This window comes from Vibrio phycocola (assembly GCF_054404255.1).
This window is the reverse complement of sequence record NZ_JBTAMQ010000004.1, coordinates 428,943-443,381: the sequence shown is the minus strand read 5'-3', so window position 1 is coordinate 443,381 and position 14,439 is coordinate 428,943. Positions and strand designations below refer to the sequence as shown.

The following is a 14,439-nucleotide window of genomic DNA, read 5'->3' as shown; positions in this document are numbered from 1 at the left end:
TTCAAATGGCCCACATCGTCAGTATCTAATATTATTCTTCGCTTTCAAACCAGCGATAGACGATACCAGCTAGCACTGCACCAATAATAGGAGCTACCCAAAATAGCCACAATTGAGATATAGCCCAATCACCTTGGAATAATGCTACCCCAGTGCTTCGGGCAGGGTTAACCGACGTATTCGTAACCGGAATACTAATCAAGTGAATTAGCGTTAAACCCAATCCTATCGCGATAGGTGCGAAACCTTTTGGCGCACGACTATCTGTTGCACCCAAAATAATAATTAAAAACATAAACGTCATAACAATTTCAGTCACTAAAGCAGCGACAAGGCTATAACCACCTGGAGAATGCTCACCAAAGCCATTCGAAGCAAAACCTGCTGAAGCATCAAAACCAGCTTGCCCAGAAGCGATAACATATAGGACAGTAGCCCCTGCAATACCTCCAGCCACTTGCGCAATTATGTAAGGAGCGAGTTCGCTTGAAGAAAAGCGTCCACCAGACCATAACCCAAATGATACTGCTGGGTTAAGATGACAGCCAGAAACATGGCCAATCGCGTAAGCCATGGTTAAAACGGTCAAACCAAACGCCAATGAAACACCCATTAGACCAATACCAACATCTGGAAACGCAGCCGCCAACACTGCGCTGCCACAACCACCAAGTACTAACCAGAACGTACCGATAAACTCAGCACCTAACTTTTTTGTTAACGTCATTTATTACCCTCTATATAATTACCTAAATTTTTAACGATAGTTTGGAGTTCCATTTAAGAAACATGTTGCTATGAGAGCGCTAACTTAATCGTATAAATTTTAGATTGATAGTAAGAAAATAAGAATCTATCGATTAAATTCCGTTGTTCTCATACAAGTAACAGTAAAACCTCATTTATCGACAACAGATCACTTTCGTATATTATTTGTCTTTGAATATAAGAGTTTCACTACTGACACAATAAGCACATATTACAACTCATTTCGTTTATACCATTTGTATTTTCACATCGAACGATAAACATGGATCAGCCAAACTATTTCGCTAACCGACGAAGCACCTCATCAAAGATATATGGCTGGATATTTGGATAGGTTAAATTGATTGGCATCTTAGAAAAGGAGCAAACTTGCTCAGTCTCAAATTCAAGTATGCCTGTGTAAGAATGAATTTCAGCATAGTACAATCGACCATAAGAAACCTTACCATTTAATGTTATGGAATAATCGCACACAGATTGAATATCAAACTCCAAAGCACCTGTTTCTTCTCTTAATTCTCGGCAAGCGGCTTGATTAGCAGTTTCACCAGGTTCAATATGACCTCCGGGGATTTCCCATGTCGTTCTATCTTGGTGTTTGACGTAGACAAAACCATCACTGTCCTTCGCAACAATAACGGAGAATCCCAAGCTAACGGTGTCCTCCATATCATGAAAGCCGACTATCATTGTATACCTTATTAATTTATATCATGTATTAGTTACTTTATCGTATTCATGTCTTTCTACAAACACTATGGCGTTATGTTTTATTAACTAATTCATCAATATAGATGAGATACCCGAGTATTAAAAAAAATTTGAGCTATACTCTCTATAGTCCTAGCTTTGAGACTATATTTGATTGACCGACCCAATTATTCTCACTATTATTGGCTCGTTTTTTATATCGAACGAAAAATTTCGTAGGATTTTTATGAGTTTGCACAAAAATACGTTTCTCGTTATCTTTAAACTAATTGGTATTATTGCGTTACTATTTCTTTCAGATAATTATTTTTTTGGTGAACGTATTGATGATCTTCTAAAAGCTCACGGTGTAATTTATTTAGGCATATTTTTGTCTTTGTGGTTGCTATGTTTTATTTCACTTATTTCATTTTCTTTCTTTTCACACTTCGTTATTCGCTTGTTCGCAACGATTTTATTTTTTTCATCAACATTGATAAGCCTTAGTTATTTAGATATCAGTGGTATTTCTATCACATACGATAGTCTCTATGTATTAATCGAAAACATAAGTTTTGCCTCTAAAGGCATAAAGCATTTTTCTACCGAAATAGCATCTGCAGTCGCAATTTCATTGTTCAGTCTTACGTTACTTTTACCTCCCCCCAAAGTTACTATTAAGATAAAAGACAGGTTTTTTATTGGAAAAGTGAGCTATATATTCGCCATTCTCCCGTTCTTTATTTTATTTGCGGTCTCATGGCCAAGAGGTGGGTATGGATTAGAGCAAACTCCAATTCAATACAAGCTTCCTGTTCTAGCTTCGATCATATATTTTGAAAAAGTTGTAATTTCCTCTCCAAAAAGATTACCCGTTAATGAACACATTTCATCTACTCAAGTTAAAAGAAAAAACATCATATTAATTGTTGATGAAAGTGTCCGCGCAGACTATTTAGATATCAACAAAGATCAAGGTATTACTCCCTACTTGGTTTCTCAAAAAAATAGATTTGTGAATTTCGGAACCGCCATATCGGGCTCAAACTGCAGTTCGGCAAGTAATCAAATTTTACGATTCGGTCCCAATGAAGATAACTTTAGTCAGACCTATGTTACCAATCCATACATCTGGCAATACGCGCAAAATGCTGGATATAAAACAGTTATGTTGGAGGGGCAAATGGATGATGGCCAATTGAACAATGGCATGAAACTTAAAGAAAAAAGATACATCGATGATTATTTGAGCATCCAAGGCGAAACGAGTTATGACAAAGACACGAATATTGCTAAGTTGATTAAACAGTACACATCACAAGAGAGTAACAAACCTGTTTTTATTTACGCAGTGAAAAGCGGTGTGCATTTCCCCTATCGTCCATTAACACCAGATAATGAGAGATTATTTAAGTTTAAAAGGAAAGAAAAAAATAAAAAAGAAAGAAGAATTTTAAATTATAAAAATTCTATTCATTATTTGACTGACTCTTTCTTTAAAAATTTATTAGACGGTGTTTCATATAAAGACACAATAATTATTTATACATCGGATCATGGGCAAAACTTATTTGATAACGGCCGTTCTATAACACATTGCTCAGTAGAAAGTATTGTTCCTTATGAAACTACAGTTCCATTTATTGTATTTACTGATAATAAAGAAGAATTGTTGAACCTAGCCAATGCCGCAGAATTCAACAGAAATAAATTGTCTCACTTTAATATTTTTCCTACATTAACAAAGTATTTTGGTTACACAGAGAAAAAAATATCACCATTGCATGGAATGAGCTTATTCCATATTCGTAATGAAAGGAATAAATTTGTTTCTGGAAGATTATCTGAAAATAGATTATATCAAAATGGCGAATCGTCCTTTGATGTAACTAATAAATGGAATTTTACGCCCAACGAGATAAGTTTTGATTAGTCGTTAATTTTTAAAATATGTCAATTGTGGGTTTCAATACTGAGAGTCGTTGTATCAGATATTACTTAGAATGATCTGCTACACACTTTTATTTATCGCATGTATTAATTATCCAGATTTTTAAATCTTAGCACCTGTTATTAAAAGTGTATTAAGGGTAGGTATACCCAATGATGACAGCACCTGAACCATCGACCTTGGTCATATTGGGTACTCTCAGCGCTTCCGGTATATTGAATGTTGTCGATAACTCCGGTGAATGCCAAATACTATTAGCAATATTATCGTTAACTAACTCAATATCATAAAAGTCTGCTGCTATTTGGGCATCAAATAATGGTTGCTTAGTTATTATATTAAACATGTAATTGTTTGAAAAGTTAGACAAGCCAGATGGGTATTTATCGTAAATACTAAACCCACGATTTTTTGAGTAAAAGTCATGAATTATAACGTTCGAACGAGCGTCAGCCCAAAAGCTTGAATCCCCTAAATATCCAGCATAAGAAATACCGTTGCTGTTAGTACGAATCAAATTGTAAAAGATATTAGTCTTTCCTTTAGGTCGGCTTTTTAAACCACCAAGCTTAATCGAGGCCCATGATTTCCCTGAATCGTCACCTAAGCTATAGACATGATTATTGAATATAAATGATGGTCCTTTTACATTGGGAATAGCGCTAATACCAACGTATCCATTTGATATATCGTTGTTGTAAAGTAATACATTACTTTGCCCACCATCGATTTCGATAATATCGTCGTTAGCATATTCCAGCTTATTGTTATAAATAGCAGAGTCTCGAACAAAGCCACCATAAACATAGCCATTTTTGTATCCTTCGATTACATCGTTAAATCGATGATCTGATTTGCCATAAAAGTGATTATTTCGCAGTACCACTTGTCCACTAAGCTCAGAATTAGGATGACTTGCCCATGCTAAATAGGCGTTTGGACCAGCAGGATGACCGGATGACCAATTATTTGCACTGCCTTTTGGACTGTGTACATGACAATTTTCGACAACTACAACCCCTGTCTGCTTGAGATAAAATGCGGAATCGTAGTTAATTAAGTCTCTGCTTTTCTCATCATAATAGCGGCCATCATTGAGTTTCTCACCAGTTCTTCCCCAGCCGGAGATATCACACCCGTCAAACCATAAATGATGAGCTTGCTCGCTACGAATTGCGTTTCTAACTCCTCCGTTTACCGTTATATTTTTGAAGTACACATATGAATTGGATCCGATGTTAATCGCAGAGTCACTTCCCTCTTCAACCACAATCGGCGTAGTGGGATCCCCCTCAATCACGGCCCATCCCGATTTACTGCCAGATATACCGAGTTTGGTCAAATCTAACGGCCCACCTTCATAGATATCTGATAATTTAAATACTTTATTGTTGTCTATAGGAGGAGTATTAGGCCAAGTTGTAAATGAATAGAAGCTCGTACTAAGCCTCTCTGATGAATTGAACAACGTAACCTTTACATCATATTCAGTATTCGGCTCTAGATATACAATGCTGCCAGATAGTGAACGACTGATTGGTTCCCACTGTAAATCGAAGGATTGCTTCCATTGCTGTGAGTGTTTCTTTCGAAATGAAACCTGTGCAGTTTCATGTTCAGAGCGACGGTATAGTGTGATACTCGCCGATTCGATTAGAGGTGTTATTCGATATGATTCCGTCAAAGATTCCGCATAAGCGCTCAATGGTTGCGAATTGATGCCCGTATATTGAGAAAATGATTCGATCACTTTCTCGAAATCTAGAGATCGTGAATAAAGAATGTTTTTAGCGAATTGTAATGGATCATCAGTATTGAGAATAAACGCTAGATGTAGAAGAGAGTTGACATCGAAATGTTGGCTAACGCTTTCTTCAATAACATCGACCAGTCGTTCGTTCGCAACAGCAGTGAATAAGAGAAAAGCGGCTAATTTTACGTCTACATTTAATGAACTAGGAATATAATAACTGAGCTCTCCTTTGGATTCGAGTTGTAGCAATATACTCTCTACTTCTCTCTCCGTCTTGACCTTCTGCGTTTCCAACCTATTTATAAGCAATTGAATACTATGCTTTATATTATGAGTGTGGCTTATCGTAATGCTGCTTTCCGTATCTTTAGCCCCGAATGTCTGCGAGGAAAACAGGATTACAAAAAAAACCACAACCAACTTATTCATTGTTAAGTCTCTAGTTTATCTAAATGCAGATTACAGTCTGCAAGGATATTAATCATTTTTAATAAATCTCATCATATCCTTCAACCAAAATCGATCAAATATAAACAACGCAACAACATAGCTGAGCATACCAACGACTATTTTAACGGGTAACATCAAAGCGTCATATTGAAAATAGTTATTCAATACTAAAACGGTTGATACCATCAAGAACCCTGATAGATAAATGGGAATTAACTGTTTGAAAAAATCGCGAGAACCAATATTGGCAACTTGATTAAGCGCACGACAGTTAGGCTGTAAAATTAAAATGAACCTCACGATTACCGCAATAGCACCGGCTAATGCACCATACAATGGCCCAAAGATAAAAATACTCGCTACAGCAATCAACGAGCCGAGTACTTCCGATTTTAGAGTCAATTGTGGTTTTTTAACTGCAAGTAACAAACTAGGAACAAGAACCAGTATTGAACCGACAGCGGTGATAACAGCCAAAGACTGTAATACCACTACAGAAGGTTGCCATTTCATACCGAAAATAAGCACAACCACATCATCGGCGACGACAGCTAGCCCTAAGAAAAGCGGTAGAATCATTAAGTGCGTGTACTTTGTTGCTGACATAAAAAACTTAGATAGACGCGCAATATCATTTTGCCGCCTAGACATAACAGGTAAGGCATAGCTCGCTAAACCTGTATATATAGAGCTACGTAAGAGCTCTATCAGACGCTGGGCCATATTAAAAATACCCAACACCTCGTTACCAGCAACGACACCAACCATCAGGTTAATACCGCGTCCCATCATATCCATACTGATCGCTTTAAGGCTTGTCACAACCCCTACTGAAAGCAGTTCATGTAAGAATTTAAAATTAATTTTAAGTGGCAATGGTCTGCGATCAACGGACAGAAGAATAACAAAGGCTACAACATCCATAACAACCGCTTGAACGACAATAGCCCACGCTCCAGCTCCGGTCATCGCAAGATAAATCGCACATATCGAACCAAGTACTTTGCCATATATGGTTCTTATCATTAACGCTTTAAATTTCCCCGCACGACGTAAATGCGCTACGAAAACACGTGAACATAATAGTACTGGAAGTTTAAGAGTCGCGAAGGCTACTAAGTAGATAAATGCACTGTCATCACTAACAATAGCAATTCCAGAAATAATTAAGATTGAACAAACAAGCGAGATGATCAGACTGGACCAAAATAAAGTCCCGTCCTTCTCTGAATCTAACTTTGTTTGCCGGACAAATGGGTCTTCGAGTGCTGCGGTAAAAAACAAGCCGGCAAATTCAATAATAGATAACGCGAGAACGCCTTTACCTAACTGTTCTGGAGTTAACTCTAACGCAAACACATAGAATGAGATTGTCGCTAAAACAATCAATCCAAACCTTTCGGTGAACACCCATATTAGCTGCAATATTCTATTATTTATCATTTATGCCAATTCACCGATCGTTATATATTTAAACTGAAGTCTCGCGAATAACGTCTTTACCAACGTCTTTGATTTTTTTTGCAGGAATACCGGCTATCGTACAATTTCCATCAGTGAAGCTTTTATTTACAACGCTATTGGCTCCGATGACCGTATTATCACCTATCGCAATGTTTGAATATATTTTAGCTCCTGGGCCAATGTAAATGTTGTCGCCAAGACAAGGAGCTAGAGTTCCATCTGAAATATCAGCACCTATATTGACGCAGACGTGGATACGACAATAGTCACCTACTCGAGCGTTAGAATTCACGACTATAGTACCGGTGTGAGCTATAGAGAGCCCTTTACCAAAAACGTTGATTGGGATAGAAAAACCGAGCTTGGTGCCCAATTTTTTTGTCCTCAACGCTAGCATATAGTAGATAACCTTGTTAACGATGCCGTTTTTACAATTGAACCAATACTCTGTTCTACGTAAATTTCTTTGAAATCTCCATATATCATTGAATAACCATTCAAAGTAAATATTACGAGTGAGCTCCAAAGCCTTTTTATCTTCATTTTTATAGAGCAAGTAACTGTGCTTATCTCTTATCATGTCCACTCTCATTTTCTAAATTATACATTGAAATTCCAACGATAAATGCCAGCAGAATTAGGCCTTCAATATTCCATAACGGCATAGTTGCTAAGTTTAATACGATAAAGCTGAAAAATGCACCTTGCATATGCGCATTACATAGCTTTCTAAAAAATAAGGTAAAGTAAATCTGAAGATAGAAAACGATCAAACATAGGACTCCAACAATCCCCATATCAAACAAATACGCCACAAAACTATTGTGTGCATAAAGATCAAAATACTGCTTCCATGAACCAGGACCAGACCCAAAAATCAAATTGATCAATGGAAAGGATTTATACTCAAAATAATATAAGTTCCAGATATACAAACGAGAAGACAGCAGCCTTTTTTCTTCGACCGTGAAAGTAGACGGGTCCAATATGAGTTTGAAATCTAATTTAGTAAACAGATCACCGATATCGGAAAACCGGCTTGTTATTTCGTTTAAAAATAAAGTAGTGACTAAAAAACCAACAAGTATGGCGATAGAATAACTTATAATTTTAACTGGGACCTGCTTTCTTCCAATAAAATAAATGATATACATAATAAATAGAACTAAATATGCCATCAAGCTCGTACGATAGTTTGCAAAGACAATTAAAATAAACAATACGGTTAAGCAAAAAAACGCAGTAGATGACTTATTCCAATATTTTGAAGCTTGTAAAATCAGCACCCCGACTGTCAACAAAATAAATGAAAAAGCCGATTCATGACCATATCCGCCAATATAACTTGCCGAATTAGAATCCGATAGTATTTGCTCGGTCATTTTTGGGGTATTCAATACTATTGATAATAGTTGACTAATAACAACGCCAATAAATATAGGAGCAATAACTTTTAATATGACTTCGCCACTATGTTTTTTCATCAATAGATAAATTGAGAGCGTTAATGAGAAAAAGTAACCCCATTTGGTAAACTCTTGTAAAAACTCACCAAGAGTTGAATTAATAAAGGAACTAGTGAATGCAACTAGAATTAAAACACCAACCGAATTGATGTATTTGAGGTTTACATAAAACCTAATAAAAAACATCAATCCCAATAATACGACAGAAATAGAAAATAAAGAGTTCAGAGATTGACCAGCTAAAGCAGGACTAAATGAAAACTCATGGACAAAAGAAAGTGCGTATCGACCACCAAGGGCATAGATTAAAAAACAAACCGAATCGTCCAACTTTAATCGTGCTGCATAGTATAATGATATAATTATACTAAGGATAATGACTGCAGCTGATAATACCGACATAGAAATTACCTAATATCTTCGTAATGACCAACTAAAGATTTGGCAATCTTTTTCCAATCGTATTTATCAAGTATGATTTCATAATCACTCTTATAAGCATCAAAATTATCCACACCTAATTTAGCACTTAACTCATCAACATTACCCACATTAAAGTAAGATGGATGATTCAAGCCAATATCAGAATTCTCATCGATATTACTTAAGAGGATCGGCAGCCCATAGCTTACAGCCTCTAAAGCAACCACAGGCAGCCCTTCATGGTAACTTGGTAATATAAATAGCGATGCTTTTCTATAAAGAATATCAAGAGTCGCACCACTACGACGTCCAAGAAAGAGTATGTCGTCACTTTGGTTTGCGATTAAACCTTTGCTATAAAAGTTAGGATGATCTGCATCCCCAACAATCACCAGTTTGTACTTTTTATTCGTCAATTTTTTATAGGCTTCGACTAAATCATGGTAGCCTTTTTCTGGGACTAATCGCCCTACAGCTAATATGTAACCAGGGCTATTGTCATTATTAATTAAGCTCAGTACATCATCATCAATAGAACAAGCGCTCGGTTCAAATTCAATATTTTTCACACCATTAGGCACAAAAAACATGTTATCTGATTTATACACAGCACTCAGCTTGTTACTTAAACTATTACTGACTATCAACACTCGGCTAGCAAATTTAACACACAGAAACTCGCCTGCTTTTAAAGCGAATTTTGCAAACGGTCCCCATTTCTGCCGATTGTAGTCAGCACCATGATGAGTAACGATTACTTTCATACCAAGTAACTTAGCAAACGGAGATAACAACCCAGGCCCAATAGCATGAATATGAACAATTCTTATATTTTTAATAAAACGAGCATGTAATATAGAAAGAAATGTATGCAACAGCGTCTCAATATTTTTATTTTTTGTACTAAATATTGAAATTCGATTTATACCTTTATACGGTATTCGATCGAAAACATAGGACTTTCTACAATATACGGTTATATCTAAATCAGGATCTAATTCTTTGACTAATGGGTAAAGTTTTTCACAGTGTGTTTCAATACCTCCCATTATGCCAGGGATTCCTCTCAATCCTATAACTGCAATTTGCTCGTTCATGATATTATCTCCTGAATACTATTTAAATAGTGATCAAAAATTACATTAGGTTTAAATGTACTAGCCCTATCCGTTGACAGTTTTGAATATCTACTTAATATTTCTGGAGATGTATTTATTATTTTTATTGCTTTAATTAAGCTTTCGACATCATTTACTGGATATAAAATACCATACTCACTCAATTCAACATCTTGAGAGAATAATGTACTATCTTTACAATCTGGATTTAGAATTTCTCTTGGCCCAGACTTACAATCTGTGGAAATAACAGGGATTCCTAAACCCATAGCTTCAGTTAATGAATTAGGAAAACCTTCTGAGTTTGAAGTTTGAACATAAGCCATGCATTTTTGCACTACGCAAAAAGGATTAGACATATGGCCTGTGAATTTTACACGGTCGTTTAAATCATTCTCGTCTACCAACGCTCTTAGTTCAGGTTCAAGGTGTCCTTGACCTATAATAATTAAATTATTTGGAAGGCTCTTGATAGCTTCAATGACCAATTGAAAGTTCTTATTTTCAACTAAACGCCCAACGCAAACCAAGGTATTTGATGAGATAAAATCATCAATATCAGAAACAAGAGAATTATTATTGGCCAACGCAGATATTCGGTCGATATCAATCGAGTTGTAGATCACTTCAACTTTTTCTTTCTCAATATTAAAATTGTCGACCAGCTCTGTTTTAACACCATTTGATACCGCAAAAATCTTATCTGATAGTCGGTAGGTAATCGAAATTAAGCGTTTTTTTAAGTCAGAAAATCGTCCACTTTCTAAATGAGTGGATGTATTAACTCGCTCGCTGATTATAGATTTATATCCAATTAGCTTCTTACAAATACAATTTAATATATTCGCTCGGGTTAAAAAGGATATAACACAATCATAGTCACCTTGTTTAAGCTCTTTATACAGTTTGTATAATTCTAACTTGGTAATGTTTCCGCTATTTGCAATAACCTTGAGTTCAATGTTTGAATTAATTTCGTATTTCTGCTCTAAGTTATCAATGAGAATAACAACGATCTCATATTCATCTTTGTCAGAAAGATAATTGACCAAGTTAGTAAAAACTCTTTCTGCACCACCGCCTTCCAAAGAGTTAATCAAGAATGCTATCTTTTTTCTCATGGTTAATCGCACGCTTTATTATAGTTTTTAAACCACTGTACAAATTTATCGATACCAACGTGTAGCTCAGTACTAGGTGTAAAATTGGTTGCGGCTTCTAACTTGGAGCAGTCAGCATAAGTCACTTTTACATCGCCTGGTTGCATAGCCATTAAATTCTTTTCTGCTTTAGTATTTAAACTATTTTCTATACATTCAATAAAGTACCCTAACTCGACAGGGCTATTGTTTCCGATGTTGTATAGACTGTAGTAGTTCGACTTTTCAGAAGGAGTGACATCTTGAATTCTGATTAAACTTTCGACGATGTCATCAATATACGTAAAATCTCTTTTCATTTTACCGTTATTAAAAACATTGATTGGCCTGTTATTTGCGATAGCATCTGTAAACAGATACGGTGCCATATCGGGTCTTCCCCACGGCCCATAAACCGTAAAAAAGCGTAACCCTGTCGTTGGTAATTTATATAAGTGACTGTATGTATGAGCCATTAACTCATTCGCTTTCTTTGTCGCAGCGTACAAAGAAACAGGGCTATCGACACGGTCATCTTCTGAAAACGGGGTTTTATCATTCATGCCGTAGACTGAGCTTGAAGATGCGTAAACTAAATGGCCAACGTTATTATGGCGGCAACCTTCGAGAATCGTCGTCATACCAACTAAATTCGAATCGACATAAGCCATAGGGTTTTCGATGGAATAACGAACTCCCGCCTGAGCCGCTAGATGAATCACTCGCTCAAACTTTTCGTTTAAAAATAATTCAGCTACGGCTTCTCTATCCGACACATCCATCGCTATGAAACGAAAGTTATCTAAGTATTGAATGCGTTCTAAGCGAGCATGTTTTAATTTAGGGTCGTAGTAGTCATTTAAATTATCAATGCCCACCACTTCATGACCTTCATTACAAAGACGCTCAGCGACAAAATTTCCGATAAAGCCTGCGGCTCCTGTGACTAAAAATTTCATACTCTTTTGTCCTATGCTTTGTCGTTTGTATTGACGTATTGACCATATTCCCCATAACCGTATTCAGCTCCTGCTAATTTACGGCTAATCTGGTTTACAACCACACCTTCAATCTTGATATCGTGTTTACGTAATTTAGCGAACGTCTTTTTAACTGATTCTTGCTTAGTCTCATTCGCTTTCACAACCAACAGCATTTTCTGGGTAAGCTGGCCAATAATTAGCGAGTCACTCACTGGTAGCGTCGGTGGCGTGTCGATAATGATGTATTTAAACTGCTTTTCTAAAGTATTAAGCAGTTCAGCAAATTGATCGGAGCTTAGTAATTCTTGTGTATCGCTAGCGAGCATACCTGCTGGTAAAATTGTTAACCCTGATTTTTCATCCTTATATAAGCATTCAGATAAATCGGTGCCCATAATCAAATGATTGTTCAAACCTTGTTGGTTTTTTTTCAACCCAAAACGTTCGCCGATCGCCGATTTACGTAAGTCACCATCAATCAAAATAGTACTTTCCATATTGGCGAGTGCGATGGCTACGTTGATCGCAATCGTCGTTTTCCCTTCCGATGCAACTGAAGAGGTAATCGCTAAACGCTTATGAGTTGGGTTACTCAGCATTAAGGATGTGCGTATCGAACGTATCGATTCGATGAACGTATTCTCATTTTCATCATGAAAAACGCTATTATCGAGAGGTTTTTTCTCAAAACGTGCCGCTTTGACTTTCGGAATTCCCCCGAGTGGAATTAAACCAAAACGGTCTTCGAAGTCGGCGCTCGACGTAATGGTGTTTCTTAGGGAGTCATTAATAATCACTAATACGACTGCAAAACCAAAACTCAATATTAAGCCAGCGATTACGATCAATAATCGACTTGTTCCACTTGGATAATGTGGCGTCCTTGCTTCAGCGACTACACTAGCAATCGTAGAATTAAAGTCCTTAGTCGCAGTTGTTTCCTTCTGACGAGTTAAAAATACATTTAATAAATCGCGGTTAGTTGCAACGTCACGCTTAAGCGATTCATACTTATTTCTTTTAATTGATAAAGCTTGGAAATCCCCACGACGTTGATTGATCGTCGATTGAATTAAATTTTCTTGTTTACGAAGGGCTTGAAGCTCTTTATTAAAACCACTAATAAGTAAGTTAGTCGTCGTCGATGCACGTTCTTTAACCGCATCCAAGCGAGCTTGTGCAGCAATCATCTTGTCGTGTTTTTCGCCGTAACGTTTGCGTAATTCATTAACTTCATTTTGCGCTTCCAGCTCAGCAGCTCGGATTGCGACAACTTGTGGGTGAGATGAAATCGAAGGAATTGATGAAATCAAAGCCACATTTTTCGTACTTGACGTACTCAATGCAGAATATGCTGACTCTACTTCAATACGTCGGTCTCTTACATCCGATAAGCGCTGTGTTAAATTAGCGAGCTCTCGACTGGCTAATGCATCAATGCCACTATCATCAATCAATTTCTCTTTTACTAGATAATCAGACAGAGCTTTCTCTGAATTCTCTAATTGTAATTGCAGCTCAGCCGCTCGCGCATTGATCCAATTAGATGCGTATTTAGTAACCGCTAATCGCCCCTCTAAGTTTTTCTCGATATAGGCAAGTCCAATTTCATTCGCAATTTTGGCTGCCAACTCAGGCTCTTCAGCGGTAAAGCTGATTTTTACTAACTGGGTATTACGAATAGGTATGATTTCGAGACTCTTCTTAAAGTCGCGTAAAATGTCTTGACTAACCTTATCGTCAATCTGCTCATATTCAGATTTTGGCATTGGTCCGAAATCACTCTCATCAACCGTTGAAGACGTAAAAGGCAACCAGCTGAAGAATTCGGCAATCGATTGTGATTCCGTAAGACTTTTATTGAACTTTGGATTTTTAGCAAGTTTCAGTTTCTCGATAACTCGTTGAGCAATCGGATCTGACTGCATTATTTCATATTGAGTTTGATAGTATTCCTTTTGACTGGAATCAAACCCTACCATCTCTTCAATCGATACTGCTTTTTTCTCTTGGGCTTCAATCAACAGTGTTGCAGTTGCAGTGTATTTTGGTGCGAGTTGCAGAACGATCAGAACCAATAATATTGAAACCATGAAACAAAATAGCGCTATCTTTACCCAGCTCTGTTTTATCACTTTGATGTAATGCGAGAAGTCAACGATAGCTTCTGAGTTTGAATCTTTAAGTTCATCTTGCATGCAAAAAACCTAATTATTTATGTTATTAAAACTAAC

The 14,439-nt window shown here is 36.8% G+C and carries 11 protein-coding genes; 1 reads left to right on the top strand and 10 read right to left on the bottom strand.

Annotated elements, in window-relative coordinates; all coding sequences use genetic code 11:
• Positions 1 to 31: 31 nt before the first annotated feature.
• Both aqpZ and ACXJY6_RS08245 read right to left on the bottom strand, forming a co-directional pair.
• Complete coding sequence (gene aqpZ, locus ACXJY6_RS08250) at positions 32 to 727, bottom strand: aquaporin Z (RefSeq protein WP_458768032.1); 696 nt, start codon at positions 725 to 727, stop codon at positions 32 to 34.
• Between the two features lie 317 nt (positions 728 to 1,044).
• Entirely contained in the window at positions 1,045 to 1,458 is a 414-nt protein-coding gene (locus ACXJY6_RS08245) for an NUDIX hydrolase (protein WP_456049663.1), read from the bottom strand.
• 247 nt (positions 1,459 to 1,705) lie between these two features.
• Between ACXJY6_RS08245 and ACXJY6_RS08240 the strand changes: the two genes are divergently transcribed.
• Positions 1,706 to 3,391 carry a sulfatase-like hydrolase/transferase gene (locus ACXJY6_RS08240; RefSeq protein ID WP_458768031.1) on the top strand — a complete coding sequence of 562 codons (1,686 nt, stop codon included), beginning with the start codon at positions 1,706 to 1,708 and terminating at the stop codon, positions 3,389 to 3,391.
• 151 nt (positions 3,392 to 3,542) lie between these two features.
• On the opposite strand, the gene ACXJY6_RS08235 is transcribed toward ACXJY6_RS08240, so the two are convergent.
• The 8 genes from ACXJY6_RS08235 to ACXJY6_RS08200 form a co-directional block, all read right to left on the bottom strand.
• Positions 3,543 to 5,411, bottom strand: coding sequence for a right-handed parallel beta-helix repeat-containing protein (locus tag ACXJY6_RS08235; RefSeq protein ID WP_458768030.1), 1,869 nt, complete (start codon positions 5,409 to 5,411; stop codon positions 3,543 to 3,545).
• 228 nt (positions 5,412 to 5,639) lie between these two features.
• Complete coding sequence (locus ACXJY6_RS08230; protein WP_458768029.1) at positions 5,640 to 7,055, bottom strand: oligosaccharide flippase family protein; 1,416 nt, start codon at positions 7,053 to 7,055, stop codon at positions 5,640 to 5,642.
• A 28-nt stretch (positions 7,056 to 7,083) separates the two neighbouring features.
• Positions 7,084 to 7,656, bottom strand: a complete 573-nt coding sequence (locus tag ACXJY6_RS08225; RefSeq protein ID WP_456049659.1) for a serine O-acetyltransferase — start codon at positions 7,654 to 7,656, stop codon at positions 7,084 to 7,086.
• The gene (locus tag ACXJY6_RS08220; protein WP_458768028.1) at positions 7,643 to 8,944 is read right to left on the bottom strand and encodes an O-antigen ligase family protein; all 1,302 of its coding nucleotides are present in this window, start codon (positions 8,942 to 8,944) and stop codon (positions 7,643 to 7,645) included. Before ACXJY6_RS08220 ends, ACXJY6_RS08225 begins: the two co-directional genes overlap by 14 nt.
• Positions 8,945 to 8,949: 5 nt before the next feature.
• Complete coding sequence (locus ACXJY6_RS08215) at positions 8,950 to 10,062, bottom strand: glycosyltransferase family 4 protein (protein WP_458768027.1); 1,113 nt, start codon at positions 10,060 to 10,062, stop codon at positions 8,950 to 8,952.
• On the bottom strand, positions 10,059 to 11,204 hold the full coding sequence (locus ACXJY6_RS08210) for a glycosyltransferase (protein WP_458768026.1): 1,146 nt from the start codon (positions 11,202 to 11,204) through the stop codon (positions 10,059 to 10,061). Before ACXJY6_RS08210 ends, ACXJY6_RS08215 begins: the two co-directional genes overlap by 4 nt.
• Before the next feature lie 2 nt (positions 11,205 to 11,206).
• Positions 11,207 to 12,181: an NAD-dependent epimerase gene (locus ACXJY6_RS08205; protein ID WP_458768025.1), complete on the bottom strand. Its 975-nt coding sequence runs from the start codon at positions 12,179 to 12,181 to the stop codon at positions 11,207 to 11,209.
• Positions 12,182 to 12,192: 11 nt separating this feature from the next.
• Positions 12,193 to 14,403, bottom strand: a complete 2,211-nt coding sequence (locus ACXJY6_RS08200; RefSeq protein ID WP_456049654.1) for a GumC family protein — start codon at positions 14,401 to 14,403, stop codon at positions 12,193 to 12,195.
• Positions 14,404 to 14,439 lie beyond the last annotated feature (36 nt).

Excerpts from the sequence above, each read along its gene's own strand:
- aqpZ (WP_458768032.1), bottom strand. The coding sequence starts at position 727 with ATGACGTTAACAAAAAAGTTAGGTGCTGAGTTTATCGGTACGTTCTGG.
- ACXJY6_RS08245 (WP_456049663.1), bottom strand. The coding sequence starts at position 1,458 with ATGATAGTCGGCTTTCATGATATGGAGGACACCGTTAGCTTGGGATTC.
- ACXJY6_RS08240 (WP_458768031.1), top strand. The coding sequence starts at position 1,706 with ATGAGTTTGCACAAAAATACGTTTCTCGTTATCTTTAAACTAATTGGT.
- ACXJY6_RS08230 (WP_458768029.1), bottom strand. The coding sequence starts at position 7,055 with ATGATAAATAATAGAATATTGCAGCTAATATGGGTGTTCACCGAAAGG.
- ACXJY6_RS08225 (WP_456049659.1), bottom strand. The coding sequence starts at position 7,656 with ATGATAAGAGATAAGCACAGTTACTTGCTCTATAAAAATGAAGATAAA.
- ACXJY6_RS08220 (WP_458768028.1), bottom strand. The coding sequence starts at position 8,944 with ATGTCGGTATTATCAGCTGCAGTCATTATCCTTAGTATAATTATATCA.
- ACXJY6_RS08215 (WP_458768027.1), bottom strand. The coding sequence starts at position 10,062 with ATGAACGAGCAAATTGCAGTTATAGGATTGAGAGGAATCCCTGGCATA.
- ACXJY6_RS08210 (WP_458768026.1), bottom strand. The coding sequence starts at position 11,204 with ATGAGAAAAAAGATAGCATTCTTGATTAACTCTTTGGAAGGCGGTGGT.
- ACXJY6_RS08205 (WP_458768025.1), bottom strand. The coding sequence starts at position 12,181 with ATGAAATTTTTAGTCACAGGAGCCGCAGGCTTTATCGGAAATTTTGTC.
- ACXJY6_RS08200 (WP_456049654.1), bottom strand. The coding sequence starts at position 14,403 with ATGCAAGATGAACTTAAAGATTCAAACTCAGAAGCTATCGTTGACTTC.